22 protein-coding genes and 1 riboswitch are annotated in these 25,433 nt (G+C 73.0%); of the genes, 11 read left to right on the top strand and 11 right to left on the bottom strand.

Annotation, left to right across the window (positions count from 1 at the left end; translation table 11 throughout):
• Positions 1-135: 135 nt before the first annotated feature.
• A riboswitch (cobalamin riboswitch) is annotated at positions 136-359 on the top strand.
• A gap of 29 nt (positions 360-388) precedes the next feature.
• The 5 genes from ACZ4WZ_RS10495 to ACZ4WZ_RS10475 are packed head-to-tail and all read left to right on the top strand — an operon-like array spanning position 389 to position 3,617.
• On the top strand, positions 389-1,087 hold the full coding sequence (locus tag ACZ4WZ_RS10495; protein WP_467887810.1) for an energy-coupling factor ABC transporter permease: 699 nt from the start codon (positions 389-391) through the stop codon (positions 1,085-1,087).
• Positions 1,087-1,440 carry an energy-coupling factor ABC transporter substrate-binding protein gene (locus ACZ4WZ_RS10490; RefSeq protein ID WP_467887808.1) on the top strand — a complete coding sequence of 118 codons (354 nt, stop codon included), beginning with the start codon at positions 1,087-1,089 and terminating at the stop codon, positions 1,438-1,440. The genes ACZ4WZ_RS10495 and ACZ4WZ_RS10490 overlap by 1 nt, the downstream gene beginning before the upstream one ends.
• Before the next feature lie 3 nt (positions 1,441-1,443).
• Positions 1,444-2,193: a cobalt ECF transporter T component CbiQ gene (cbiQ, locus tag ACZ4WZ_RS10485; protein ID WP_467887805.1), complete on the top strand. Its 750-nt coding sequence runs from the start codon at positions 1,444-1,446 to the stop codon at positions 2,191-2,193.
• Entirely contained in the window at positions 2,184-3,041 is an 858-nt protein-coding gene (locus ACZ4WZ_RS10480; protein ID WP_467887802.1) for an ATP-binding cassette domain-containing protein, read from the top strand. Before cbiQ ends, ACZ4WZ_RS10480 begins: the two co-directional genes overlap by 10 nt.
• Positions 3,042-3,050: 9 nt before the next feature.
• Complete coding sequence (locus ACZ4WZ_RS10475; protein ID WP_467887799.1) at positions 3,051-3,617, top strand: PadR family transcriptional regulator; 567 nt, start codon at positions 3,051-3,053, stop codon at positions 3,615-3,617.
• Positions 3,618-3,662: 45 nt separating this feature from the next.
• On the opposite strand, the gene ACZ4WZ_RS10470 is transcribed toward ACZ4WZ_RS10475, so the two are convergent.
• The 8 genes from ACZ4WZ_RS10470 to ACZ4WZ_RS10435 form a co-directional block, all read right to left on the bottom strand.
• Positions 3,663-3,875 carry an EF-hand domain-containing protein gene (locus ACZ4WZ_RS10470; protein WP_467887797.1) on the bottom strand — a complete coding sequence of 71 codons (213 nt, stop codon included), beginning with the start codon at positions 3,873-3,875 and terminating at the stop codon, positions 3,663-3,665.
• 393 nt (positions 3,876-4,268) lie between these two features.
• Positions 4,269-5,459, bottom strand: a complete 1,191-nt coding sequence (locus tag ACZ4WZ_RS10465; protein WP_467887794.1) for a YncE family protein — start codon at positions 5,457-5,459, stop codon at positions 4,269-4,271.
• Positions 5,456-6,241 carry a polysaccharide deacetylase family protein gene (locus ACZ4WZ_RS10460; RefSeq protein ID WP_467887792.1) on the bottom strand — a complete coding sequence of 262 codons (786 nt, stop codon included), beginning with the start codon at positions 6,239-6,241 and terminating at the stop codon, positions 5,456-5,458. Before ACZ4WZ_RS10460 ends, ACZ4WZ_RS10465 begins: the two co-directional genes overlap by 4 nt.
• A gap of 380 nt (positions 6,242-6,621) precedes the next feature.
• Positions 6,622-7,230 carry an ATP-binding protein gene (locus tag ACZ4WZ_RS10455; RefSeq protein ID WP_467887789.1) on the bottom strand — a complete coding sequence of 203 codons (609 nt, stop codon included), beginning with the start codon at positions 7,228-7,230 and terminating at the stop codon, positions 6,622-6,624.
• Between the two features lie 200 nt (positions 7,231-7,430).
• Positions 7,431-8,198, bottom strand: a complete 768-nt coding sequence (locus ACZ4WZ_RS10450) for an enoyl-CoA hydratase/isomerase family protein (protein WP_467887786.1) — start codon at positions 8,196-8,198, stop codon at positions 7,431-7,433.
• Positions 8,199-8,285: 87 nt separating this feature from the next.
• Positions 8,286-9,530 carry a L,D-transpeptidase gene (locus tag ACZ4WZ_RS10445; RefSeq protein ID WP_467887783.1) on the bottom strand — a complete coding sequence of 415 codons (1,245 nt, stop codon included), beginning with the start codon at positions 9,528-9,530 and terminating at the stop codon, positions 8,286-8,288.
• A gap of 173 nt (positions 9,531-9,703) precedes the next feature.
• The gene (locus tag ACZ4WZ_RS10440) at positions 9,704-11,938 is read right to left on the bottom strand and encodes a choice-of-anchor A family protein (protein WP_467887780.1); all 2,235 of its coding nucleotides are present in this window, start codon (positions 11,936-11,938) and stop codon (positions 9,704-9,706) included.
• Positions 11,939-12,137: 199 nt separating this feature from the next.
• A complete protein-coding gene (locus ACZ4WZ_RS10435) occupies positions 12,138-13,373 on the bottom strand; it encodes a L,D-transpeptidase (RefSeq protein ID WP_467888046.1) in 1,236 nt (411 codons plus the stop codon).
• 173 nt (positions 13,374-13,546) lie between these two features.
• Between ACZ4WZ_RS10435 and glgX the strand changes: the two genes are divergently transcribed.
• Together glgX and ACZ4WZ_RS10425 are read left to right on the top strand one after the other, a co-directional pair.
• A complete protein-coding gene (gene glgX / locus ACZ4WZ_RS10430; RefSeq protein WP_467887777.1) occupies positions 13,547-15,820 on the top strand; it encodes a glycogen debranching protein GlgX in 2,274 nt (757 codons plus the stop codon).
• 208 nt (positions 15,821-16,028) lie between these two features.
• Positions 16,029-16,751, top strand: a complete 723-nt coding sequence (locus ACZ4WZ_RS10425; protein WP_467887774.1) for a CDP-alcohol phosphatidyltransferase family protein — start codon at positions 16,029-16,031, stop codon at positions 16,749-16,751.
• On the opposite strand, the gene ACZ4WZ_RS10420 is transcribed toward ACZ4WZ_RS10425, so the two are convergent.
• On the bottom strand, positions 16,732-17,223 hold the full coding sequence (locus tag ACZ4WZ_RS10420) for an FAD synthase family protein (protein WP_467887771.1): 492 nt from the start codon (positions 17,221-17,223) through the stop codon (positions 16,732-16,734). The genes ACZ4WZ_RS10425 and ACZ4WZ_RS10420 overlap by 20 nt on opposite strands.
• Positions 17,224-17,395: 172 nt before the next feature.
• On the opposite strand from ACZ4WZ_RS10420, the gene ACZ4WZ_RS10415 reads away from it, so the two are divergent.
• The 3 genes from ACZ4WZ_RS10415 to ACZ4WZ_RS10405 are packed head-to-tail and all read left to right on the top strand — an operon-like array spanning position 17,396 to position 21,524.
• Positions 17,396-18,601 (top strand): glycosyltransferase family 4 protein, encoded by a 1,206-nt coding sequence (locus ACZ4WZ_RS10415; protein ID WP_467888043.1) that lies wholly within the window; start codon positions 17,396-17,398, stop codon positions 18,599-18,601.
• Entirely contained in the window at positions 18,598-20,316 is a 1,719-nt protein-coding gene (locus tag ACZ4WZ_RS10410) for a lipopolysaccharide biosynthesis protein (protein WP_467887768.1), read from the top strand. Before ACZ4WZ_RS10415 ends, ACZ4WZ_RS10410 begins: the two co-directional genes overlap by 4 nt.
• Positions 20,313-21,524: an MATE family efflux transporter gene (locus tag ACZ4WZ_RS10405; protein WP_467887765.1), complete on the top strand. Its 1,212-nt coding sequence runs from the start codon at positions 20,313-20,315 to the stop codon at positions 21,522-21,524. The genes ACZ4WZ_RS10410 and ACZ4WZ_RS10405 overlap by 4 nt, the downstream gene beginning before the upstream one ends.
• 58 nt (positions 21,525-21,582) lie before the next feature.
• Here ACZ4WZ_RS10405 and ACZ4WZ_RS10400 read toward each other — a convergent pair whose 3' ends face one another.
• Together ACZ4WZ_RS10400 and ACZ4WZ_RS10395 are read right to left on the bottom strand one after the other, a co-directional pair.
• Positions 21,583-23,079 (bottom strand): M23 family metallopeptidase, encoded by a 1,497-nt coding sequence (locus ACZ4WZ_RS10400; RefSeq protein WP_467887762.1) that lies wholly within the window; start codon positions 23,077-23,079, stop codon positions 21,583-21,585.
• A gap of 223 nt (positions 23,080-23,302) precedes the next feature.
• Positions 23,303-24,814, bottom strand: a complete 1,512-nt coding sequence (locus ACZ4WZ_RS10395; protein ID WP_467887759.1) for a hypothetical protein — start codon at positions 24,812-24,814, stop codon at positions 23,303-23,305.
• A 96-nt stretch (positions 24,815-24,910) separates the two neighbouring features.
• Here ACZ4WZ_RS10395 and ACZ4WZ_RS10390 point away from each other — a divergent pair.
• On the top strand, positions 24,911-25,433 hold a 523-nt coding region (locus tag ACZ4WZ_RS10390), incomplete at its 3' end, for a WcaF family extracellular polysaccharide biosynthesis acetyltransferase (RefSeq protein ID WP_467887756.1).

Genomic DNA, 25,433 nt, shown 5'->3' with positions numbered 1-25,433 from the left:
CCCACCAACCCCCTCGCGGGTAGGGGGGGGGATGGGGGGGGGCCGCGGGAGCCCCCCCCCCCCCCCCCCGCCGTCGTATCGGGGGGGGCGGCCACCGGTGCCCGGGGTCCGGGTTGTGACGGTCCGTGCGGACGACTAGGGTCATCGGGCCTTGGTGTTCGGGAAACCGGTGGAAAACCGGTGCGGCCCTCGCCACTGTAATCGGGAAGTCCGGCTCCAATCCTCCCAGACGCCGTCCGGGAGGCGCCCCCAGCGGGTAGGCCACTGGGCCCACGCGGAAGACCGCACGGGCCCGGGAAGGCGGAGCCCGGGCATCATGACCCGTGAGCCAGGAGACCGGCCGAGGCGCGTCGTCCATCCACGAGGTGCTGGAGAGGTCTCCCAACTCATGCATATCGCCGAGGGGTTCCTGCCCCCTTTGCACGCGGCCGCCTGGGGCGCCGCGTCCGCCCCCTTCGTCGTCCACGGGGTCCGGGCCCTGACCCGCGAGGTGAAGGCGAACCCGGAGAGCACGCTGCTGCTCGGGGCGTCCGGTGCGTTCACGTTCGTCCTGTCCGCCCTGAAGATCCCTTCTGTGACGGGAAGTTGCTCGCACCCGACGGGGACGGGGCTCGGGGCCATCCTCTTCCGTCCGCCGGTCATGGCGGTGCTCGGCACGATCACCCTGCTCTTCCAGGCGCTGCTGCTGGCCCACGGCGGGCTCACCACGCTGGGCGCCAACGTGTTCTCGATGGCCGTCGCCGGGCCCTGGGCGGGCTACGGCGCCTACCGGCTGCTGCGCAGGTTCGGCCTGCCGCTGATGGTGACCGTCTTCTTCGGCGCGTTCTTCGCCGACCTGATCACCTACTGCGTGACCTCCGTCCAGCTGGCGCTTGCCTTCCCCGACCCGGCGAGCGGCTTCCTGGGCTCCCTGGAGAAGTTCGCGGGCATCTTCGCGCTCACCCAGATCCCCCTCGCCGTCAGCGAGGGCCTGCTGACCGTCCTCGTGATGCGGCTGCTGATGCAGTCCAGCACGGCGGACCTGGTCCGGCTCGGGGTCACGAAGCTGACCGGCGGCAAGCGGACCGAGCAGGGGGCGGCCCTCTGATGACCAGGAACACGAAGATCAACACCCTGCTGCTGCTCCTGGTGGCGGCACTGGCCGTGATCCCGCTCGCGCTGGGACTCGGCGACGGCAAGGAGGAGCCGTTCACCGGCGCCGACGCCCAGGCGGAGGCGGCCATCACGGAGCTGGAGCCGGACTACGAGCCCTGGTTCTCCCCGCTGTACGAGCCCCCCTCGGCCGAGATCGAGTCGGCGCTGTTCGCGCTCCAGGCGGCGCTCGGCGCGGGCGTGCTCGCCTACTACTTCGGCGTCCGCAGGGGCCGGCGCCAGGGTGCCGCACAGGCCCTCGCCGAGGCCGGGGCGGCCGAGAAGACCCGCACCACCCCGGAGCCGTAGGCGGTGCTGCCGATCGACGTGGCGGCCCACTCCAGCCGCTGGCGGGGCCGCCACCCCCTGGAGAAGGCCCTGCTGGGGCTCGGGCTCACCGTCACCGCCGTGTGCCTGCCGCCCTGGCCCGGCGGGCCGCTGGTCGCCGCCGCGACCCTGGCCGTGCTGCTCGGGCCCGCCGGGGTGCCCGGGCGGCAGCTGTGGCGGGCCTTCCGGGTCCCGCTCGGGTTCTGCGTGACCGGGGCGCTGCCGCTGCTGGTCTCGGTGGGCGGCCCCGGCGGCTTCCTCGCCCTGGCCCCGGACGGGCCCCGGCACGCGGCCGAGCTGCTGCTGCGCACCTCCGCGGCCTCGCTCGGGGTGCTGCTGTTCGCCTTCACCACGCCGGTCTCGGACGTGCTGCCCCGGCTGGTGCGGGCCGGGGTGCCCGCGCCCGTGGTGGACGTGGCCCTGGTCATGTACCGGATCGGCTTCCTGCTGCTGGACTCGATGGCCCAGGTGCGCCGCGCCCAGGCGGCCCGGCTCGGGCAGACGAGCCGGGCCGCGGTGTGGCGTTCGCTGGCCGGGCTCGCGGCGACCTCGTTCGTCCGGGCCTTCGACCGCGCCGCCCGGCTCCAGCAGGGGCTGGCGGGGCGCGGTTACGACGGCGCGCTGCGGGTGCTCGTACCCGACGCGGCGCTGTCCCGGCGGTTCCTGACGGGGTCCGCCGCCCTGCTGGCCGCCCTGGTCGCGGGGACCCTCGCACTGAAGGAGCTGTGGCTGTGACCCCGTTGGTGGAGCTGGTCGGCGCGGGTTACGCGTACGAGGACGGCCCGGCCGTGCTGTCCGGGGTGGACTTCGCCATCGCCGAGGGCCGGGCGCTGGTACTGCTGGGCCGCAACGGCAGCGGCAAGACCACGCTGATGCGGCTGCTGAGCGGCGGACTGCGGCCCGGCACGGGGGCGCTGCGCCTCGACGGCGCGGAGGTGGCGTACGACCGCAAGGGCCTGGTCCGGCTGCGGACCTCGGTGCAGCTGGTGGTGCAGGACCCGGACGACCAGCTCTTCGCCGCCTCCGTCGGGCAGGACGTGTCCTTCGGCCCGATGAACCTGGGGCTGCCGGCCGCGGAGGTCCGTGAGCGGGTGGACGCCGCCCTGGCCGCGCTGGACATCACCGCGCTGCGGGACCGCCCGACGCACCTGCTGTCGTACGGGCAGCGCAAGCGCGCGGCGATCGCGGGCGCGGTGGCGATGGCCCCGCGGGTGCTGATCCTGGACGAGCCGACCGCCGGGCTCGACCCGGACGGGCAGGAACGCCTCCTGGACGTCCTCGCGGGGCTGCGCGCGACCGGCACGACGGTGGTCATGGCCACCCACGACGTGGACCTCGCGGTCCGCTGGGCCGACGACGCGGCCGTGCTGACCCCGGCCGGGATCCGCACCGGCCCCGCCGGGGAGCTGCTCTCGGACCCGGAGCTGCTGGCGGCGGCGGGCCTGCGCCAGGCCTGGGCGCCGGCGGTGACGGCCCTCCTGCGCGCGCACGGCCTGCTGGCGGCGGGCCTGCCCGGTCCCCGGGTGCCGGAGGCGCTGGCCGAGTGGCGGCCGGCGGCGCCGCCGGCCCGGCCGCAAACCTAGGATGGCGGCATGTCGCTGCCGCACGCCATCCTGACCGCCCTGCTGGAGAAGCCCTCGTCGGGGCTGGAGCTGACCCGGCGGTTCGACAAGTCGATCGGCTACTTCTGGTCCTCGACGCACCAGCAGATCTACCGGGAGCTGGGGCGGCTGGAGGAGGCCGGGCTGATCCGGGCGCTGCCGAGCGAGGTGCCCGTGCGCGGGCAGAAGAAGGAGTACGAGGTGCTGCCCGACGGCCGGGCGGAGCTGGCCCGGTGGGTGGACGAGAGCCAGGACCCGAAGCCGGTGCGGGACGCGCTGCTGCTGCGGATCCGTGCGGCGGCGGTGGTCGGTCCGCAGCGGCTGGGGCCGGAGCTGCGGCGCCATCTGGAGTTGCACCGGGCGCAGTTGGCCACGTACGAGGCCATCGAGGCGAAGGACTTCCCGCCGGGGCGGGACGCGGCCGCGGACCGGTTGCGCCGGCTCGTGCTGCACGGCGGCATCGCCCTGGAGGGGTTCTGGCTGAGCTGGCTGGAGGAAGCGCTGTCCGAGGTGGAGGAGCTGGCTTCGGCACAGGCGCCGCCGGAGGGCGGGGCCTGACGCGCCCCCGCCCCGGCGTGCGGAGCGGAGGCGGACGCGCCGCGCTTACTTGTTCAGGGAGGCCCAGAACTCGTCGAAGCTCATCAGCTTGTCGCCGTCGCTGTCCTTGGCGGCGATCACGGAGTCCGCGATCGCGGCGGTGACGAAGTGGTCACCCATCGCCTTCATGGCCGCGCTGTACTCGTCGGCCGTGACGAAGCCGTCACCGTTCACGTCGAACTTGTCGAACGTCGCCCGTGCGCTCTCGATGTCAGCCACTGGGTCCACCCCTTCTCGGTGCTTGTTGACCGGCTCAGGGTAACGGCACCGGGCGCGCGGGCACTCGCGGGGTCCCGTCCGGGCCGCGGAGCGGAACCGGCGGCTCGCGCGCGCTCCGCCGGAAGCGGTCACCGGGTGGGCGGAAGCTTTAATTCCAGCTGATGGATCCGGCTTCGGCTTGTCACGCTCCGGGATCGCGGCATAACGTACCGGCATGGCCGCCCCACCCGCGGGCAGTTGAGGGCCCGGCGCGCATTCCGCCGGAGCGGTGGCGACGTGCCCCGCGTTCCGCCCGGCCGGCACGGCCGGCGCGTTCCGGCCGTCCGTCGGCGGCCCCACGGACACGGTGTCCCGGGAGCTGTGCGAGCTCCCGGGGCACCGTTGTTTCACGGCCTAGCGGAAGATGCCCGTGTGGCCCAGGGAGTAGCGGCCGGGCTGCGGGTACACGGCGAGGCCGTGGGGGCCGCCGCCGACGGGGATCCGGGCGAGCTGCTTGCCGGTGGCGGTGTCGATCGCGTAGACCTCGGAGTTGTAGCGGCCCGACAGCCACAGCACCTTGCCGTCGGCGGAGACCCCGCCCATGTCGGGGCTGCCGCCGCCCGGCAGCTGCCACTTCTTGGTGAGCCGGTTCTCCTTGAAGTCGAAGACCGAGACGCTGCCCTCGCCCCGGTTGGAGACGTACATCTCCCGGGAGTCGCGGCTGACGTACAGCCCGTGGCAGCCCTTGCCGGTGGGCAGCAGCTTGGGGACGTCGAACGTGTCGCCGCTGAGCACCCACATGCCGTGCGCCATCATGTCCGCGACGTAGAAGGTCTTCCCGTCCGGGGAGATCTTCACGTCCTGCGGCATCGCGCCCTCGAAGGGCAGCTTCTGCTGGCCGATCACCTCCATCTTCTCGGTGTCGACCTTGAGGAGCTCGCCGGAGAACTCGCAGCTGACGATGAAGTAGCGGCCGTCGGCCGAGAAGTCGGCGTGGTTGACCCCGAAGCAGGTGACGGGCACCGTCTTGACGCGGTCCATGGTGTGGGGATCGCGGAAGACCAGCTCGCGGTCCATGGAGGCCATCACGACCGCGTACTTGCCGTTGGGCGTGAAGTACAGGTTGTACGGGTCGTGCACCTCGACCGGCTTGCCCGCCTCGCCGGTGGCCGGGTTGATCGGGGTGAGCGTGTGGCCCCGGTTGTTGTTGACCCACAGGGTCTTCATGTCCCAGGAGGGCACCACGTGCTGCGGCTGGACCCCGACCGGGATGGTGTCGACGACCTTGTACGTGGCCGGGTCGATGACGGACACCGTGTTGGAGTTGGTGTTCGGCACGTAGACGCGGGACGGGAAGTCCTTGACCACCGGGGAGAGCCGGTTCGGCCGGTCGGCGGCGTACACGTCGTGGGGGTCGAGCAGCGGGGGCATGCCGGGCAGCCCGGGCGGCGCGGCCGGGGGGACGGCCTTGACGGGCTTGGCCGGCCCCTTGGAGCCGAGCGCCTCGGCGGGGGACTCGTCTGCCGATCCGCAGCCGGCCAGGGCGGCGAGGACCAGACCGGCCAGCAGCACGGTGGCCTTCCGGGGAAGGCGGGTGGTCTTCATGAGGTCAGCAGCTCCGTGGTGGTCACCGCGCGCAGTTCGCGGCGCGCGAGTTCTTCGAGGAGGGGCGGCATCGCGTCGGCCGTGTCCGCGTAGCCGAAGTGCAGGCTCACCACCGATCCGCGCTGGATGGTCCCGGTGACGTTGCGGATGACGGCCGCCGCGCCGGGCGAGGTGAAGTCGAGGGAGTCCACGTCGTACGAGAGGACGTGCGGGTAGCCCGCCCGCTGGGCGAGCCGCCGGACGAGCGGGGTGGCGTACTGGGTCTGGGAGGGGCGGAACCAGGTGCCGATCGAGCCGGTGAGGCGCTTGAGGCGCTGGGCGCAGCCGGCGATCTCGGCGTAGGCGTCCGCCTCGGACATGTGGTTGATCGCGAGGTGCCGCTGGGTGTGGTTGCCCAGTTCGTGCCCGCCGTCGAGGATCCGCCGGGCCATGGCGGGGTGTTCGTCGAGCCAGCTGCCGATGGCCAGTACGGTGACCCGCGCGCCGGACTTCTCCGCGGTGGCGAGTACGGTCCGGGCGATGGCGGGGTCCCCGTTGCCGTGGAAGGTGAGGGCGACCCGGGGCCGGTCGCGGGGGCCGTGCGCGATCTCCACGGGCTGCCCGGGGAAGCGCCGCGGGGCGGCCGGTGCCGGCCCGGCCGGCCGGGCGGGACGGGCGGGAGCGGCCCGGGCGGGTCCCGGCGCCGCCGGACCGCCGTCCGTGTCGCAGGCCGCGGTGAGGACGCCGGCGGCGGCCGCCGCCGTGGCGCGCAGGGCCGTACGACGGTCTGGGTAACAGAGCACCCGCCCATTTAAGGGCCGGATGGCGCCGAAGGTAATGATTGACCCAATTTGGGACTTCCGTCGAATGGCCCCTCAGGGGCGATCGTCCGCTATGTGATCAACGATTTACACAGAGCGGTCGATATTTATTCGCTGATTGCGAGGTGAGTGGCCCATCTCACCTAGGATTTAGATGGAAACTCTTGGGATATGCACACTTATGTCCGAGTCGGGACTTTTGGCGTTCCGTGACTCGTCTGCCATAGTCGGAACCACGGCTTCCCTTTGACCCGAGCGAAGTCCTCGCCGAGGATCACACACCCCACCGGTCCTCGGCGCACCCATGAAACCCCCGCCGCGCCCCACCTGGGCAAGAGGGGGTTTCTGGCGTTCCGGGGCCCTCAGCGGTCGGCGACCCGCATCTCGAACCAGGTGATCTTGCCGCGCGGCAGCAGGTCCGCGCCCCAGCGGTCGGAGAGCTTGTCCACGAGGAACAACCCCCGGCCGGTGGTGTCCAGTTCGTGGACCGGCATCAGGCAGGGCAGCCCCCGCGAGGGATCGCGCACCTCCACCCGGATCCACCCGCGCCGGCGCAGCATGCGTAAGCCGAACGACCTCGCCCCGGTATGGCGGACGGCGTTGCCGACGAGCTCGGAGACCAGCAGGACGGCGTGCTCGGAGATCTGCGGCGACAGGCCCCAGAAGCGGACCACGACGCTCTGGGTGAGCCGGCGGGCCGTACCGGCGGACTCCGGCATGGACGGCAACGTCACCTCCGCCTCGGACGGGTTCCCGTACAACTCCAGGGCCCTCAGGCCCTGTTCGTCCTCGACCGCCGCCGTCAGCCGTACGGCCGAAGCGCTGCTGCGCTGCCGCGGCTGTTCCACACCCTCCAGGCCCGCCATGCACCCATCATGGACGGCCCGCACACCCGCCCGGGCCGTTCCGCGGGAATACACCCCCCGGAACCGAGGGTCCCGAGGGGGCGTACCGGCATATGCGACGGGCAACCGAGGGCCGCACGGACGACTCTCACCTGCGGTGACGGTGCGCGGCCCGGCGATCACGGTCGGTGGATCACCGATGGCCCTTAAGGCTGCCTTAAGGCCTGGCTAATCCACCCGCACGGGTTTCGTGCAGCCGAGCTCATGCGGCCCTCGAGGCACCCGCCGCACGGCGGCGCTCATACGGCTTGCTCATACGGCTGCGCTCAGACGAACTTGGCCTTGCCCGGGCCCTCTTCGACGAAGCTCCGCATCCCGCGCTCGCGGTCCTCGGTGGCGAACAGGCCCGCGAACCAGTTGCGTTCGATGGTCAGGCCGGTGTCGATGTCGGCCTCCAGGCCCGCGTCCACGCACTCCTTCGCGGCGCGCAGCGCGATCGCCGGGCCCTGGGCGAGCTTGGCGGCCCAGGCGTGCGCCTGCTCGTACACCTCGGCGGCGGGCACGACCCGGTCCACCAGGCCGAGGGCGAGGGCCTCCTCGGCCTTGACCATGCGGCCGGTGAAGATCAGGTCCTTGGCCTTGGAGGGGCCGATCAGCCGGGAGAGCCGCTGGGTGCCGCCCGCGCCCGGGATCAGGCCGAGCAGGATCTCGGGCTGGCCGAGCTTGGCGTTGTCGGCGGCGATGCGGTAGTCGGCGCACAGGGCGAGCTCGCAACCGCCGCCGAGGGCGTAGCCGGTGACGGCGGCGACGACGGGCTTGGGAATGCGGGCGACGGCGGTGAAGGCGTCCTGGAGCGCGCGGGACCGGGCGACCATGGCCGCGTGGTCCATGTTCTGCATCTCCTTGATGTCCGCGCCGGCCGCGAACACCTTCTCCCCGCCGTAGAGGATGACGGCGCGCACGTCGGCGCGGTCGGTGGCCTCCGCGGCGAGCGCGCGCAGCCGGTCCTGGGTGTCGATGTCCAGGGCGTTCATGGGCGGGCGGTCCAGCAGGATGGTGCCGACGCCTTCGGAGACTTCGAGAGAGATGGTCATACGGGGAAGGTTAGCGGCGGTTAACGCCAAGTGGCCCGGTGCTGTGGGTCACAGCACCGGGCCACCGGGACTACGCGAGCGGTGGGACTACTTGATCCACTCCGCCCAGTCCATGTTCCAGCCGTTGAGGCCGTTGTCCGGGGCGATCTGCTTGTCCTTGGAGTTCTTCACGATCATCACGTCGCCGATCAGCGACTCGTTGTAGAACCACGCCGCGGGGGTGTTGGGGTCGCCGGCGCCGCGCTCGTCCTCCAGGCCGACGCAGCCGTGGCTGACGTTCTCCGAGCCGAACGTGCTCGAGGAGGCCCAGTAGTTGCCGTGGACGAAGGTGCCGGAGGTCGACAGCCGCATCGCGTGCGGGACGTCGGAGATGTCGTACTCGCCGCCGAAGCCGACGGTGGCGCCGTTCATCCGGGTCACCTTGTACTTCTCGCTGATGACCATCTGTCCGTTGTAGGTGGTCGTCGACGGGGCGCCCGCGGTGATCGGGATGGTCTTGAGCACCTGGCCGTCGCGGACGACCTCCATCTTCTTGGAGCTCGCGTCGACCGTGGTGACCTGGGAGCGGCCGATGGTGAAGTTGACCGTGCGGGTCTGCTTGCCGTAGACGCCGGGGCGGCCCTCGACGCCGTCGAGCGCGAGCTTCACGGTGACCTTGGTGCCCGCGGCCCAGTACTTCTCGGGACGGAAGTCGAGGCGGTCGTTGCCGAACCAGTGGCCCTCGATCGGCACGGACGGCTCGGACGTCACGGTGATCGCCTTCTCGACGGCCTCCGTGTTGGTGATGCCGCGGGTGAAGTTGATGGACACCGGCATGCCCACGCCGACGGTCGAGCCGTCCTCGGGCGTGTAGTGGCCGACGAAGGTGTTCTGCGGAGTGAGGGTGGTGAAGGTGGTGTCCTTGGCGGACTCGCGGCCGGCCTCGTCCTTGGCGACCGCGTGCACCTTGTACTCGGTGGCGGCGGCCAGGTGGCGGGCGGGCTCCCAGGTCGCGCCGTCGGCGGCCAGCTTGCCCTCCACCGCGTTGCCCTTGGTGTCGGCCACCGTCACGGCGGTCAGCTTGCCCCCGCTGCTGGTGATCTTCAGGACGCCGCTGGTGGCGACCTCCTTCGACCCGTCGTCCGGCTTGACGCTGACCACGGCCTTGGACGCCTCGGTGCCGGTCTTGGCCGTGCCGCCCCCGGGCTTGCCGTTGTCCCCGCCGCTGCCCGCGCTGTTGCCCCCGCCGCTGCACGCGCTGGTCAGCAGCAGGGCCGCCCCCAGCAGAACGGCCGGCAGGCCGGTGCGGACGCGTCCGCGTATCGGCTGCAGGTTCACTCGTGTTCTCCCCATGTCCCCCGCGCACGGACAGTCGCGCGCTTGTCGTCAGGAAATCACATGGGGAGATTACGAATAGGCACAGTCATGTCACCGTTCCGTCCCAAGTGCCGGGGCGGCCGGGGTGTCGGCCCTCGCGGCCGGCCCCCGGGCCCGTCACCCGGGGACCGGCCGGAACCGTCGGTGCGTCAGTGCTCGGGACGGCCGTGCTCCGGCCCGTCGTGGTCGGGGCGGCCGTGGTCGGGACGCCCGTGCTCTGGCCCACCGTGCTCCGGACGCCCGTGCTCGGGACGCCCGTGGTCCGGCTTGTCCTCGCAGGGGCAGGGCCGGCCGTCGTGCGCGCGCTGGTTGAGGAGGGTGACGGCGATCCGGTGGCCCGGGGTCCGGCCGTCCAGCGTCAGCGGGCCGGTCACCGGGTCGCGCGGCAGGGCGTAGCCCTCGGGGACGTCCACCTCGACGACGTAGTACGCGCCGTCGGCGAGCCCGTCGAAGGAACAGACGCCGTCCCGGCCGGTGGTGCACTCGGCCCCGGTCCGCTCGTCGGCGTTGATGCCGCGCTGCTGGAGGCCGGCGGTGTGGTTGGTCTCCCTCCAGAGCTCGAACTCCGCCCCGCGCAGCGGCCGCTTCGTCTTCGCGTCCTTCTTCAGGACCCTGATGGTGCCGGTCCGGTCCTCCTCCTTCCGGTTCGGGACGGTGACGACGACCTCCTCCTCGGTGTCACCCCGCTCCAGCTCGAAGGCGGTGACCGGGTCTCCGGGGCGCTCGTAGCCCGCCGGGAGGCCCACCTCCCGCCAGTAGTAGCGCTCCCCCACCGGCAGCTCGACCGTGCACGAGCCCCGTTCGTCGGTGACGCAGACGCCGTCGAGCCGGCTGTCGGCGCTCTCGCGGGTCTGCAGGCCCGCGGTCCCGTTGCTCTCGCGCCACAGCTCGAAGCGGGCGCCGGCCAGCGGCTCGCCGGTGTCCTTGTCGACCTTGCGCAGCACCACCCTGGCGCTGCCGTCCGGCGGCTGCGGGGTCCTGCGGTTCACCGCGACCCGGCGGACGCCCTCCGAGACGTTCTCCGCCGTCAGGACCAGCACGTGCACCGGGTCCGCGGGGAGCTCGTAGCCGGGGGGCGGGGCCGTCTCGCGCCAGTAGTAGGTACCGGGCTCCTCATCGCGCCGGCAGGTTCCGTCCGCGAGGGTGGTGCACTCGTCCACCTTGGTGTCGGGGTCCTGGCCCTCGTACTGGAGGCCGTCGCGGCCGTTGGTCTCCTTCCACAGCTCGAACCGCGCACCGGGCAGCGGCCGGCCGTCCTCGTCGTGCTTGACGACCGTCACCGCGCCCCTGGCCGGCGGGACCGGCGCGCAGTCGGGCAGGTCCCCGTCGAAGGGGTAGGCGTGGAGCTCCGCGCCCAGGCCGGTGGTCTCCGTCGGGCTGGTGTGGGTCACGCTGCCCGCGGTGAAGAACCGGCCGTTCAGGCCGATGACGGAGACGGTGGCGACCGACGCGCGCGGGCCGATCAGCACGCTGCCGCCGAGCTGCGCCGAGCCGGCCAGGGTGACCGACCGGGCGTCGGGGAAGTTCCACAGCAGCCGCTCGCGCAGCCCGGCGGGCAGCAGGGCGTTGTTGACGCGCAGGGCGGGGGACTCCCCGGTGACGTTGACCAGGACGGTGGCGTGGTCCGGGATCCCGGCGAAGCGCAGGGTCTGCTGCGCGCCGGAGGGGCCGGAGAGGTCGAAGTCGACGTTGAAGACCTGGAGGGGCGAGGCCCCGTCACCGGTGAAGACGGTCTCCTGGGCGCTCCACACGGCCCGGCCGGTCGGCGTGCGGGGGACTCCCCCGGGCAGGGCGTAGCAGGTGCTGGCCGCGGTGAGCTCGCCGCGCAGGCGGCTGTAGGGGACGGCGGCGTCCGGGTCGTGGGTGAGGATGCCGGTGACGGTTCCGGTGAGGCTGCCCGCGTAGCGGACGGTTCCGCCGTCGGCGAGGAGGGACTGGCGGGGGGCCACGGTGACGTCCCCGCCGGTGGTGAGGAAGTCGGAGTCCTTCGGCGGGGGGACCCGGGAGCCGACTCCGGCGATGCCCACGTTGTAGACGAGTCCGCCGGCGGACTTGTTCATGTCGAAGTCGCCGAGGACGACGACCTTGCCCTCCGCCTCGGCGGCGCCCCGGCGGACGAGCATGTCCCCGCCGACGAACACGTTGATGTTGCGGTCGCGGCCGGTGAACGGCAGGTTGTTGGGGTCCGGGTAGGGGGACGGGCAGCCCTCGCCGGGGCCGGTACCGCCCGGAATGCAGGGCCCGAGGCCGCCGGGCAGCGGGGCCCTGAGGGCGCGCGCCGCCGTGGGGGGCTCGGCGTCCGGGCCCGCGGCGTGGGCCGTGGGGGCCCCGGCCGCGAGTACGGCGCCCACGGCCAGCCCGAGGGTCCAGTTCCTTGCTGACATGACACTCCGTCCGCTGTCTGCGCCATCCGCCCGCGCCGATGGCCCTGACAGGCTGCGGGCGCGCACCGGCACGGGGACGGAAGACACTCTCCGCGTACGGCATTCCGGTCCGACAATCACTCGATCGCGCCGCTTCTCCGGGGTGCGGGGACGTCCGGGGTGTGTCCGCGGAGGTGTGGCGGGCGGGTGGGCCGGCGCGTCAGCCGATGGCGGAGCCCGCCACCCAGTCGGCCCAGGACATGTTCCAGCCGCCCAGTCCGTTGTTGGGGGCGACGGTCTTGTCCTGCGAGTTCACGACCTCCACCACGTCGCCGACCAGCGTCCGGTCGAAGAACCAGCCCGCCGGGGTGTCCGAGCCGCCTCCCTTGTCGTCGCGCAGGCCCACGCAGCCGTGGCTGGTGTTGGTGGTGCCGAAGGTGTCGGGGCTGGCCCAGTAGTTGCCGTGCAGGAAGGTGCCGGAGGCGGTGAGCCGCATGGCGTGCGGGACGTCCGGGATGTCGTACTCGCCCTTGCCGTCCTCGCTGGTGAAGCCGACGGTGGCGCCGTTCATCCGGGTCACGTCGAACATCTCCATCACCACCATCTTGCCGTTGTAGGTGGTGTTCTTGGGCGCTCCGGCGCTGATGGGGATGGTCGACAGCAGCTGCCCGTCCCGGCGGACCTCCATGGTGTGCGCCTCCGCGTCGACGGTGGAGACCTGGGAGCGGCCGACGGTGAAGCGGATGGTCTTGTCCTGGATGCCGTACGAGCCGGGCGCGCCCTCGATGTCGCGCAGCTTCATCCTGACGGTGACCTCGGTTCCGGGCTTCCAGTACTCCTTGGGCCGGAAGTCGAGGCGCTCGCCGCCGAACCAGTGGCCGACGACCTCAACGGGCGGCCGGGCGGTGACGGTGATGGCCCGTTCCACGTCGGCTCGCTGCTTGATCGGCCGGTTGAAGCTGAAGGAGACGATCATCCCGGTGCCGACGGTGGAGCGATTCTCGGGCTTGAAGTAGCCGATGAACCGCTCCTCGGGGACGTAGGTGGTGAAGGTGGTGTGCCGGGCCTGGCGGCGGTTGTGCCCGTCGAGGGCGACCGCGTCGACGGTGTACTTGGCGGCGAGCGCGAGCCGGCCGGCGTCGGGGTCGGGGCTCCAGCTGAGGCCGTCGGCGGCGATCTCCCCGGGGACCTCCTCCTCCTGGGCGTCCTCGACCTTGGTGACCCTCACCCGTTCGAGGCGTCCCTCGGGGACGTGCACCCGGAGCGGGCCGTCGGCCGGTACGCCCTTGGCGTTGTCCCCGGGGGTGATCCGGATGGCCTCGTCGGGGGAGCGCGGTTTGCCGGGCAGCTGGATCTCCACGGGGGACCTGCCGTCCCCCGTGCAGCCGGTGAGCCCGCCCAGCAGGCCCGCCCACGCCGCCACGGCGGCCAAGCCCGCCCCTGCCCGCCTCGTCAGAAGAGTCACGCCCCCTCCAACGACCGGGGCCCTCCGGGGGAAACGTGAGGGCCGGGCACGTTCCGGGCAGAACAGTCCGGGCAGAACAGTGGGAAGGACCAGACGGGGGCGGGCCCGGCCGGGACGCCGGGCCGCACTCCCCCGCCGGTACCCAGGAGCCGTGGAGGCGGGCAGTGTCGAGCGCAGCCGAGCAAGAGGCGGTGGATACCGCCGCCAGCGACGCCAGCAGGACCGTCGCGGGCATGGACGCCGTACGGGCGCGGGTCCAGGCCAAGGTGTTACGGGCGGCCGCGCACCCGCCGCCACCGGTGTGGCCCGGTTCCTCGCACCCGCTGGGGGCCCGCTACCACGCGGGGCCGGCCGGGGTGGAGGGCACCAACTTCGCGCTCTGGGCGCAGGGCGCGGAGGCGGTGGAGCTGTGCCTGTTCGACGCGCTGGGGGCGGAGACCCGCTGCACCCTGACCGAGCTGACGCACGAGATCTGGCACGGCTTCGTCCCGGGCGTGCGGCCCGGGCAGCGGTACGGGTTCCGGGTGCACGGGCGCTGGGACCCCTGGACGGGTGCCCGGTACAACCCGGCGAAGCTGCTGCTGGACCCGTACGCGCGGGCGGTGGACGGGGAGTTCTCGCTGCCGCCGGAGGTGTACGGGCACGTGCGGGACTGGCCGCAGCAGTACATCGCGGACACGGTCCGGGACGACAGGGACTCGGCCCCGTACGTCCCGAAGGGGGTGGTCGTCCACGATGACGACGACTGGTCGGACGACGTCCGGCCGAAGACGCCCTGGGCCGATTCGGTGATCTACGAGCTGCACGTGCGCGGGTTCACGATGCGCCATCCGGGTGTTCCCGAGGAGCTGCGCGGGACGTACGCGGGGCTCGCCCATCCGGCGGCGGTGGAGCACCTGAAGACGCTGGGCGTGACGGCGGTGGAGCTGCTCCCGGTGCACCAGTTCGCGCACGAGGACCACCTGCTGCGGCGGGGGCTGCGCAACTACTGGGGCTACAACTCGGTGGGGTACTTCGCCCCGCACGCCGGGTACTCCGCCAGCGGGACGGCGGGGCAGCAGGTCGGCGAGTTCAAACGGATGGTGAAGGCCCTGCACGCGGCGGGAATCGAGGTCATCCTCGACGTGGTCTACAACCACACGGCGGAGGCCGGGGAACTGGGCCCGACCCTGTCGCTGCGCGGGATCGACAACCGGGGCTACTACCGGCTCCAGCCCGACCAGCGCCGCTACGCCGACTACACGGGCTGCGGGAACACCCTGCACGCCGGGCGCCCGCACGTGCTGCGGCTGATCACCGACTCCCTGCGGTACTGGGTGACAGAGATGGGGGTGGACGGCTTCCGCTTCGACCTGGCGGCGGCGCTGGCCCGCTCGATGCACGACGTGGACATGCTGTCGCCGTTCCTCGCGGTGATCGCCCAGGACCCGGTGCTGCGGCGGGTCAAGCTGATCGCGGAGCCGTGGGACGTGGGCTCGGGCGGCTACCAGGTGGGCGCGTTCCCGCCGCTGTGGACGGAGTGGAACGACCGCTACCGGGACGCCGTACGGGACTTCTGGCGGGGCGCGCTGCCCGACGTACGGGACCTGGGGTACCGGCTGTCGGGGTCGAGCGACCTGTACGCGTGGGGCGGGCGGCGGCCGTACGCCTCGGTGAACTTCGTGACGGCGCACGACGGGTTCACCCTGCGGGACCTGGTCTCGTACGAGCGCAAGCACAACGAGGCGAACGGGGAGGCGAACCGGGACGGCACCAACGACAACCGGTCCTGGAACTGCGGGGCCGAGGGCGAGAGCGGGGATCCGCGGATCGGGGCGCTGCGGCGGCGGCAGCTGCGCAACCTGCTGACGACGCTGCTGCTGTCGACGGGCGTGCCGATGCTGGTGGCGGGCGACGAGTTCGGGCGCACGCAGGGCGGCAACAACAACGCGTACTGCCAGGACAACGAGACGGGGTGGGTGGACTGGTCGCTGCTGTCCGACCCGGAGTGGAACGGGCTGTTCGCGCTGACCCGGCGGCTGATCGCGCTGCGCCAGGCCCATCCGGTGCTGCGCCGGCGGGCGTTCTTCTCCGGCCGGGCCCAGGGTGCGGACGGGCTGCGGGACCTGGCCTGGTTCACCCCGGCGGGGGCGGAGATGACGGAGCGGGACTGGTACGCGCCGGCCGCGGCGGTGGGCCTGTACCTCTCGGGGCGGGACATCCCGGGGCGGGACGAGCGGGGCCGGCAGGTGACGGACGACAGCTTCCTGGCGTTGCTGCACGCCGGGGACGGGCCGGTGGAGTGGGTGCTGCCGGGCGCGCCGTGGGCGACGGCGTACGAGCTGGTGCTGGACACCTCGCGGGAGGCGCAGGCGGCTCCGCCCGGGACGCGGCACCGGGGCGGGGAGCCGCTGACGGTTCCGGCGAGGTCGGTGCTGCTGCTGCGGGTGGTGAGCTGACCCTGCGGGCGGGAGCGGGCCATGCGGGCGGGGGCCGGCCCTGCGGTGGCTCGCCGGCCCGCCTGCCGGAGCCGGCCCGCTCGCCGGAGCCGTCCCGCCCGCTCCTGAGGCGAGTTGGCCGATCCGGAGCGGAACCTTTCGCTCCCCCTGCGATGATGTGCCCTTCCTGTGAACACACGAACACATGACCACATGAACAGGGGCACGCATGGGGAGAGTCGGGACCGCCCTCCGGGAACTGCGGGGAGCGCAGAAGTCGGCCAAGGGGGTGTCGCTCTACTCGCGGTTCGTCAACCGGCCCGCCGGCCGGTACCTGGCCGCCGGCTCCTACGCGCTGGGCCTGACCCCCAACCAGGTGACCCTCGTCAGCGCCGCGTTCAGCTTCGCGGCCGTGGCGGCGGTCGCCCTGGCCGCGCCCTCGTGGGGGCTGGGCGTGGCCGTCTGGGCGGCGCTCGCGGTCGGCTTCGCCTTCGACTCGGCCGACGGCCAGCTGGCCCGGCTGCGCGGTGGCGGGAGCGCGGCGGGCGAGTGGCTCGACCACGTCGTGGACGCCGCCAAGCTGACCGCTCTGCACGCCTGCGTGCTCATCGCCTTCCACCGGTTCCCCGAGGCCTACGGGACCGGCTCGGACGGCTGGCTGCTGGTGCCGCTGGGCTTCCAGTTCGCCGCGGTCGTCACCTTCTTCGGCGGGCTGCTGACCGAGAAGCTCAAGCCGAAGCCCGCCCCGGGCAGCCCGGCCGCCGCGCCGTCGACCCTGCGCGCGGTGGCGCTGCTGCCCGTGGACTACGGGGTGTTCTGCCTGGTGTTCCTGCTGCTGGGCGGCGGGACGCTGTTCCGCTGGGCGTACGCGGGCCTGGGCGCGGTCGCCGCCCTGTTCCTGCTGGCGTTCCTGGCGAAGTGGTTCCGCGAGCTCAGCGCCGTTCGGCGGTGAGCTGCTCCAACGGCGGGCCCGCCGGCTGGGCGAGGACGTCCAGGGCCCGGCGCAGCTGGGTACTGGAGGTGTGCACGGTGTAGGGGAAGTAGACGACGTCGACCCCGTGGGCGGCGAAGTCCCGTTCCAGCTTCTCCCCCTTGGGGGTGCCCCGCCAGTCGTCGCCCTTGAAGATGACGTCGAAGCGGACCTGCCTCCAGGTCTCCACCTTGTCGGGGACCGTCTCCACGAAGGCCGCGTCGACGTACTTGACGCTGCGGACGATCTCCAGCCGCTCGACGAGCGGGATCATCGGGCGCCGCCCCTTGGCCAGTTCGGCCATCTCGTCCGAGACCACGCCGGCCACCAGGTAGTCGCACCGGCTGCGGGCGTGCCGGAGGATGTTGAGGTGGCCTATGTGGAAGAGGTCGTAGGCACCGGGCGCGTATCCCACCCGGTACGGCCTGCGCGTGGACGGCACAGGATCGGTCAATTCGCGCTCCGTCATCGGTTACCCCCCAGCGGCCGCACCCCCCGGTGCGGCGGTTCAGCAGACAATAGCGTGCACGTTCCATAGCCCGTCGGTGAACGAATAGGGTGACGTGCGCATCATCCAGGGGAGAAGGGGACGTTCAGTGTCCACATCCGGTCACCGGCGCCTGCTGCTGGTTTCCACCAACTACGCCCCCGAGCATGCGGGCATAGGGCCGTACGCCACCCAGATCGCGGAGCACTGGGCGAGTACCGGCCACGACACGCACGTCCTGGCGGGCATGCCGCACTATCCGGCCTGGTCGCTCGAGCCGGAGTACAAGGGGGCGCTGCGGCGCACGGAACGGCGCGCGGGGGTCACCGTGCACCGGCGCGCGCACACCGTGCCGCCCCGTCAGACCGCCCTCCGACGGGCCCTCTTCGAAGGATCGATCCTGCTGCACGGTGCGGTGGCCCCGCCCCGGATGCCCAGGCCGGACGCCGTCATGGCGCAGATGCCGAGCCTCGCCGGCGGGGTGACGGCCGCACGGCTCGCGGCCCGCTGGAAGGTGCCGTTCGTACCCGTCGTCCAGGACCTGATGGGCGCCGCGGCCGCGCAGAGCGGCATCAGCGGCGGCGACAAGGCGGCCGCGATCGCCGGGCGCGCGGAGGCGTACGCCCTCAGGCGGGCCACCCTGGTCGGCGTCATCCACGAGACCTTCGTGGACCGGGTCGTGGCGATGGGCGTGGACCCGGGGCGGATCCGTCTCGTCCCCAACTGGTCCCACGTGCCGAGGCCCACCAGGCCGCGCGGGGAGACGCGCCACCACCTGGGCTGGGCGCCCGGCCAGACCGTCGTCCTGCACTCCGGGAACATGGGCCTCAAGCAGGGCCTCGAAGTCCTCGTCGGTGCCGCCCGGCTGGATCCGGACGTCCGCTTCGTCCTCATGGGCGACGGCAGCCAGCGCGCGGCGCTCGCGAGCCTCGCCGCCGACGTGCCGAACCTGGACATCATCCCCCCGGCCGCGGACGGCGAGTTCCCGGACGTCCTCGCCGCGGCGGACGTCCTCGCGGTCACGCAGCACGCCGGCGTGCTGGACATGAGCGTCCCGTCCAAGCTCACCTCCTACTTCCAGGCCGGCCGGCCCGTCGTCGCCTCCGTCGCGGCGCGGGGCGGAACCGCGCAGGAGGTGGAGCGTTCGGGCGCCGGGGTGCTCGTACCGCCGGAGGACCCCGAGGCCCTGCTGAAGGCCGTCCGGTCCCTGGCCGAGGACCCCGAGGGCGCGGAGGCCCTGGGCGCGGCGGGGCCGGCGCACGTGGCGGCCCACCTGAGCCGCGAGGCGGGCCTGGCCCGCATCGACGCACTCATCGACGAAGCACTTGGGGGACCGCGCCCGTGACCGAGACGAACCGCCCGGCGACGGCCCCGTCCGAGGACGAACCCGATCTCCTGCGCGACCAGTTCAAGCAGCTGCTGCGCTACCGCCGGGTCCTCGGCGCGGGCGTGGCGGTCGGCCTGCTGGGCGGCGTCTACCTCGGCGTGTCCACGTCGGACACCTACGTGTCCGTCGCGGACGTGGTGCTGCGCGCACCCACCGACGACCCGTTCAACCCGAGCATGGCCCCCGACAAGGCCATCAACATCGGCTCGGAACGCCAGGTCGCGCTCTCCAGCTCCACGGCCGAACAGGCCGCGAAGACGCTCGGCGTGCCCGACAAGGACTTCCGGGCCCTCCGCGGCGGCCTCCAGGTGACCAACCCGCCGCAGACGATGGTGCTCCGGTTCACCTACACCGCGGCCTCCCCCAAGGAGGCCGCCAAGCGCGCCAACGGCATGGCCGCCGCCTACCTGCTCAAGCGGCGGGAGGCCCTCGACGTCACCCGCGACACGATGGTCAAGGGGTACGAGGCCCAGCGCGACCCGATCGCCAAGCAGCTCGACGAGGTGGCCCGGCAGATCAACAACATGCCGGCGGGAACCGCCCGCGACGCGGCCCTCTCCTCGCGGACCGACCTCCAGAACAAGGTCAACACCCTCAACGGCAACATCGCCAAGCTGCAGGCCCTGGACATGACCCCGGGCCGGGTCACCAGCGCCGCGACCCCGCCCGCCGCTCCCGACGGGCCGGGCCTCCCCATGTCGCTCGCGCTGGGCGCGGCCGTGGGCCTGGCGCTCGGCCTGCTCGCCGCATGGGTCCGGCTCGTCTTCGACCCGGCGCCGCGCTCGGAGGGCGACGTGGCCCGGTCCCTGCGCGCGCCCGTACTGGGCTACCTGCCCCGGGACCGGACCGGCGGCGGCCCGCTCCTCGCGGCCGGGGAGGCCGATCCGCGGCTCGCCGAGGAGTACCGCTCGGTGGCCTTCCGGCTGGCCTACGACTCCCGTTTCGCGGACCGGCGCCGACTGCTGGTCGTCGCCCCGCGCGGCAGCAGCGAGACGGCCGCCGCCGTGGCCGTGAACCTGGCCGCCTCCTTCGCCGAGACCGGCAAGGACGTCCTGCTCATCGAGGCCGACCTGCGCACCCCGGTACTGGCCAGCCAGCTCCCCACGGACGCGGCCGGGCGGCCGCGCTGGAGCCAGCCGCCGGGCGGCGCGGACGCGGCCGCCCCCGAGTGGCCCGACGGACGCCAGCTCGTCGTGGACGCCGGGGAATCGGGCGACTTCGACCTGATCCCCGGCGACCGGGTGCGCAACGTGGCCCGTGCGCTGACCTCCCCGCGCACCACCCGGCTGATCGCCGAGGCCGACTCCCCCAACTCCACCGTCGTGGTGCTCGCGCCGCCCGTCCTCTCGTACGCCGACGCGCTCGCCCTGGTCGACCGGGTCGACGGCGTCCTGGTGGTCTGCGACCCGCGTGCCGTGCACCGCACCGACCTGGCCCGGATCCGCGAGCTGATCAGCGGCGCCGGCGGGACCGTGCTGGGCGCCGTGCTGCACGCGCCGCCGCACTCCGACAAGCGCGGCGCGGCCCGCGCCGGGGCCGCCGACGACGCGTCTGGCGACGGCGCGGCACGGCCGGAGCCGCCGGCCGGGGAGGGCGCCGGAGCCGGGGAGAGCGTCCCGGGCGACGGCAGCGACACGGTGGCGCTGCGCACCGTCCGCACGGGCCGCAGGTGAGCCGGCGGGGACTCGCCGCGGTCTCCTCGGTCCTGGACCAGGCCGCCGCCAGCGCCACGAACATCCTGGTCCTGGTCCTGGCGGCCAGGCTGTCGTCCGCTTCGGGCTTCGCCGCCTTCTCGACGGTGTACGTGGCCTTCAGCGTGCTCCTCGGGCTGAACATGGCGTACGTCGGCCAGACCGTGGTGCTGGAGAAGGGCGAGCGGCTGGCGACGGTGTGCCGTTCCTCCGTGCTGTTCACGGCCGCCGCTTCGGCCGCCGCCGGGCTGGTGCCGGCCGCTGTGGGCCTCGCGGTGCCCGGGGACGCCGGGTGGGCGTTCCTCGCGCTGGGACTCGTCCTGCCGGCGGTGCTCGTCCAGGACGGACTGCGCTACTGCTTCTCCGCCCTGCGGGTGCCCGAGCGGGCGCTGGCCGCGGACGCGCTGCGGCTGGGGTGCGTGGCCGGGGCGCTGGCCGTGCAGCCGTACGGGGCTTCGGCGGGCCGGCTGGTGCTGGTGTGGGGGCTGTCCGCGCTGCCCGCGCTGGGGCTGGGCCTGTGGCTGCTGCGGCCGTTCGTGCGCGGGGTGCGCGGCGACCTGCGGCCCTATCTGCGGCGCGGGCACCTCGGGCGGCGCTTCGTCGTCGAGTTCGCGGTGGGCAACGGCTCCAGCCAGCTGGCGGTGCTCGGGCTCGGCGTGTTCGCGACACCGCTCGCCGTCGGTGCGCTGCGCGGCGCCAGTACCCTCTTCGGCCCGCTGAACGTGCTGTTCAACTCGGCGAACGCCTTCGGGCCGCCGGTGGTCGGGCGGGCGTCCGGCAAGCGGGGCGTGGTCCGGCTGACCGCGCTGATGGGAGGGGTCCTCGCGGTACTGGGCGCGGGCTGGGCGGCGGTGCTGTACGCCCTGCCGGACCGGCTGGGGCGGGAGCTGCTGGGCGACACCTGGGCCTCCGCCTCGGCCCTGCTGCCCGCCACGGGCGCGCAGTACGCGGTCATGGGCCTCGGTACCTGCGCGCTGCTGACCCTGCGCGTGCTCCGTCCGAAGGCCACCCTCTCGCTCCAGGTGGTGTACTCGCTGCTGTCGGTGGGCCTGCTGCTGGGCGGGTACGCCGTGTGGGGGGTCGCGGGCGCCGCCTGGGGCCTGGCCCTGGGCTCCGCCGCGAAGGCCGCCGCCGGGTGGCTGCGGGTGGGCCGCCTGAAGGTGCCGGCGGAGGTCACGGCCGCCGCCTGAGCGTCGCGCGGGAGCGGGCCCGGGACGGTGGTCGTCCCGGGCCCGCGGTGTGTCCGGGTCAGCTGTAGGTGCCGGTGATCGAGACACCGGTCCGGGTGCCGGGGACGCCGGTCAGGTCGACCGGGGCGGCGGGCGACCAGGTCCCGTTCACGGCGCGGATGGTGTGCAGGACCCGTCCGTCGGTGGTGACGAAGGCCGCCTGGAGCTCGTTGTCCACCGCGGCCGCCGCGATGTCGGTGACGGTGACGCTCGCCGGGACGACGGCGGACAGGTCGTTCAGGTCCCACTGGCCACTGGCGTAACGCGCCCCGTGGTAGCGCTTCGCACCGCCCTCGGTGGTCACCACCAGCTGGAGGTCACCGCCCGTACCGGCCGCCGCGACGTCCTCGACACCGGTCACACCCGTCTCGGCGGAGGCGTTGCCCCAGCCCAGCCAGGTGCCGTCGGCGTGCCGGACCGTGTGGAAGAGGGAACCGTTCGAGACCGCCACGACCTGCGTGTCCGTCCCCACCTGGGCGACCGCGAGCTTCGTCACCGGCGCCCCGCCCGGGTTGCCGACCGCGCCGAACGGCGCCCACGTCCCGTTCGCCCGGCGGACCGTGTGGTGGACCTTGCCGTCCGCCACCACCACGACCTGGAGCTCGGTGCCCGAGGAGACCGCCGCCACGTGCGTCACGTTGGCCAGGGGGCCCGCGACGGCGTGGACGTCCCCGAAGTCCGCCCAGGAGCGGTCGGCGAAGCGGATGGAGTGGTACAGCTTGCCCTCGTTGGTCACGGCGAGGACGTGCGTGTCGCCGTTGATGCCCGCCTCGGCGGTGGTCCGCACCCCGCCCGGAAGCGCGCCGGTCACGCTTTCGACGTTGCCGAAGCCGGTCCACGTGCGGTCCGCGTTGCGCACCGCGTGGTGGAGGCCGCCGCCCGACTCCACCACGACCTGCGCCCGCCACTGGCCCGACGGCGCCGGCGGGGGCGTCGTGTCGGCGCAGTTGCGGCTGGTCAGCGTCGTACCCATCTGGAAGGGCACGCCGTCGAAGACGGACTGCTTGACGGAGCCGTTGTACTGCTGCTCGTAGTGAAGGTGGGCGCCCGAGGAGTTGCCGGTGTTGCCCACGACGCCGATCTTCTGGCCCCGTACGACGCGGGTTCCCGCGCTGACGTCGTAACCGTTGAGGTGGGCGTAGAGGGTCCTCGAGCCGTTGCCGTGGTCGATGACCACGTACTTGCCGTAACTGCGGTACGAGCCATCCGGGTTGGTCAGGGTCGTGGCGATGCTGACGACGCCGTCGGCGCTGGCGAGCACGGGCTGGTTGGCGGTCGTGCTGCCGTGCGTCCAGTCGATCGACTGCACGGAGGGGCTGTGACCGCTGTACGTCTTGCCCAGCCATGCCTGGTTGCAGCTGAAGGGCATCTGGTAGGCGGGTCCCGCGGCGTGGGAGGGGGACGCGGCGAGGGCGACCAGGCCGGAGGCGGCCAGGGCGAGACCGGTGACCGAGGTCAGCGCACGACGGCTGAAGGTGGTGGCCCCGCCCAAGGGACGGATGGTGTGAGCAGACATGACAATCCCCCAGATTTCGGACGCGAATGAGCCACGTGTCCGCAGCTGCGCGGACGCCCCGCGGTGCGGTGTGTGCGGCTGCGGGGAGCGCTCGGCGGCGCCGCCCCGTTTCCCCGGCCCCTCTCGGGGCGTTGACAGGATCATGTCCTGCGGGCGGGGGGTGTTCCAGGGGCCGGGGGTGGCCCGAAGCTGCCTGGCGCCATGCGGCCAGGACCGCGCCGCGTCAGCGCAGGGTGGTGCCCTTGTCCTGGCGGTACGTGGCCACGAGCGCGAGGCACATCGCGGCGATCGCGACCCGGCCGGAGGCCTGGAGCAGCGGACCGCGCAGCAGGATGAAGGAGTACCCGGCGACCAGCGGGACCACCACGGAGATCAGGCTGCCCGGTGCGGAGCGGCGCGTGGCCCGCTCGGCGTAGCGGCGGTCCACGCGCGCGGCGGCGTACCCGATGCCCAGCAGCCCGGCGCCCATGCCCAGCGGGCCGAAGTCGAGCCACAGCTCGGCCCAGACGGGCGAGGAGAGGTTGGTGTTGACCGTGCCCATCCACTGGCCGACCATCACGCCCGTGTCGCGCGGCTTGCCCGGCCACACCGAGCGGGGCACCGCGAAGAAGACGGATCCGGCGAGCTGGCGCCCGTAGAAGTGGCCGGGGCCGGACTCGGAGAAGGTGATGGTGTTCGCGAACATGCCGATCTGGTCGTAGTCCTTGAGCGCCATGGGCTCCAGGAACGAGGTCGTCTCGACGGGCTTGTAGTTCTTCTCGTCGTAGCGGAAGCGGTCCGCGAAGGGGAAGACGAGCAGGGCGACCACGACGGCCATCGACAGCGCCACCCGGTACATGGCGGCGCTCACCGGGAACACGGTGAACAGCAGCGCGAACAGCACGGTCAGGAACCAGTAGCGCGGGTTGGAGACCGGGTTGTTGACGATCAGGTTGAGCACCGCCAGCGCCGACCAGGTGACGATGACCGACACCTTGCGCCGGGCGAACCTCGAGGTGATCAGCCAGCGCGTGTACAGGAGCAGCGCGAGCAGCGCGGGCACGGTGCCGAAGCCGCGCAGCAGGGCCTGGCCGGCCTGGCCGTCACCGTTGGAGACGCCCGCCTCCTCGATCCCGGCGATGATCTCCTGGCGGCTGGAGAAGAAGACGGCCGGGCCGCCGAGTTTGAGGATGAAGGCCACGCTGCCCAGGAAGGCGAGGACGGTCAGCAGCTGGAGCCGCCGCCGGTGCGCCATGAGCGGCCGGGGTTCGCCCGGGGCGCCGCCCGCACGGCCCGCGGGCCGGTGGCGGGCGAGCAGCACGCCGACGTCGAAGGCCGTACAGCCGAGCAGGACCAGGCCGATGGCGAGGGTGAGGTCGGAGCGGGGCCCCACGACGGGGGTGGGGACCCGGCCGAGGACGGCCTGGGCGAGCGGGGCCACGCCCATGGCCATGTAGACGAAGAGCCAGAAGGAGCCCTGGAGCAGTTTCCGACGGCTGGTCAGGACCATGGCGGACAGCCGGGCGCCCGCGTACATGGTGAGCAGCAACTGGAGCCAGAATGCGGCGTCGTGCTGGCCTTCGCCGGGCTGGACGGCGACGAAGAGCGGGAGGAAGACGGTGAATCCGAGGGCGAGCGGCACGGACAGCGCCCGCGAGAGCAGGGTCCGCGGGGCGGTGACCTTCCCCCACTGGGACTCGTCCTCGAAGGACGGCGGGACCGGCTTCACGGCGGGTCCGCGTATGTCCGTGGCCACTGTTGCCCCCACCCCTGTAAGTGATCAGCGCGCAGTTTAGTCTGAGCGTTCGGCGCCCGGGGAGGCGCGCCCGGGGCGGACGACGAGGGGCGACTGTTGCGCGATCTTCCTGCTTTCACGCTGGCCGGATACGACAAGGGGCGGGGACTGCTGACGCAGGCCCTGTGGTTCGCCGTGATGAACACCCTCTTCATGGCCTGGTTCTGTCCCGCCCGGCTGCGCGTGGCGCTGCTGCGGGCCTTCGGGGCGAAGATCGGCGAGGGGGTGCTGATCCGGCACCGGGTGCGCGTGCTGTGGCCGTGGAAGCTGGAGGTCGGTGACCACACGTGGATCGGCGAGGGCGTCTGGCTGCTCAACCTGGAGCCCCTGACCATCGGTTCGCACGTGTGCCTGTCGCAGGAGTCGATGCTGTGCACCGGCTCGCACGACCACCGGGTCTCCGACTTCCGCTACCGCAACGCCCCGATCACCGTCGAGGACGGCGCGTGGGTGGCCGTACGGGCCACCGTGCTGGCGGGCGGGACCGTGGGCCGCTGCGCGGTGGCGGGCGCGGGCGCGGTCGTGCACCGGGACCTGCCCGCCCTGACCCTGCAGACCCAGGACGGGCGCCGCCGCCCGG

This window comes from Streptomyces sp. NPDC029122, from assembly GCF_055569445.1.
Note: the sequence above shows the minus strand (reverse complement) of the source record. Positions and strands in the feature narration are given on the sequence as shown.

Bases quoted from the DNA above. Each gene is read 5' to 3' on its own strand.
- ACZ4WZ_RS10495 (WP_467887810.1), top strand. From the start codon at position 389: ATGCATATCGCCGAGGGGTTCCTGCCCCCTTTGCACGCGGCCGCCTGG.
- ACZ4WZ_RS10490 (WP_467887808.1), top strand. From the start codon at position 1,087: ATGACCAGGAACACGAAGATCAACACCCTGCTGCTGCTCCTGGTGGCG.
- ACZ4WZ_RS10475 (WP_467887799.1), top strand. From the start codon at position 3,051: ATGTCGCTGCCGCACGCCATCCTGACCGCCCTGCTGGAGAAGCCCTCG.
- ACZ4WZ_RS10465 (WP_467887794.1), bottom strand. From the start codon at position 5,459: ATGAAGACCACCCGCCTTCCCCGGAAGGCCACCGTGCTGCTGGCCGGT.
- ACZ4WZ_RS10450 (WP_467887786.1), bottom strand. From the start codon at position 8,198: ATGACCATCTCTCTCGAAGTCTCCGAAGGCGTCGGCACCATCCTGCTG.
- ACZ4WZ_RS10445 (WP_467887783.1), bottom strand. From the start codon at position 9,530: ATGGGGAGAACACGAGTGAACCTGCAGCCGATACGCGGACGCGTCCGC.
- ACZ4WZ_RS10440 (WP_467887780.1), bottom strand. From the start codon at position 11,938: ATGTCAGCAAGGAACTGGACCCTCGGGCTGGCCGTGGGCGCCGTACTC.
- ACZ4WZ_RS10425 (WP_467887774.1), top strand. From the start codon at position 16,029: ATGGGGAGAGTCGGGACCGCCCTCCGGGAACTGCGGGGAGCGCAGAAG.
- ACZ4WZ_RS10400 (WP_467887762.1), bottom strand. From the start codon at position 23,079: ATGTCTGCTCACACCATCCGTCCCTTGGGCGGGGCCACCACCTTCAGC.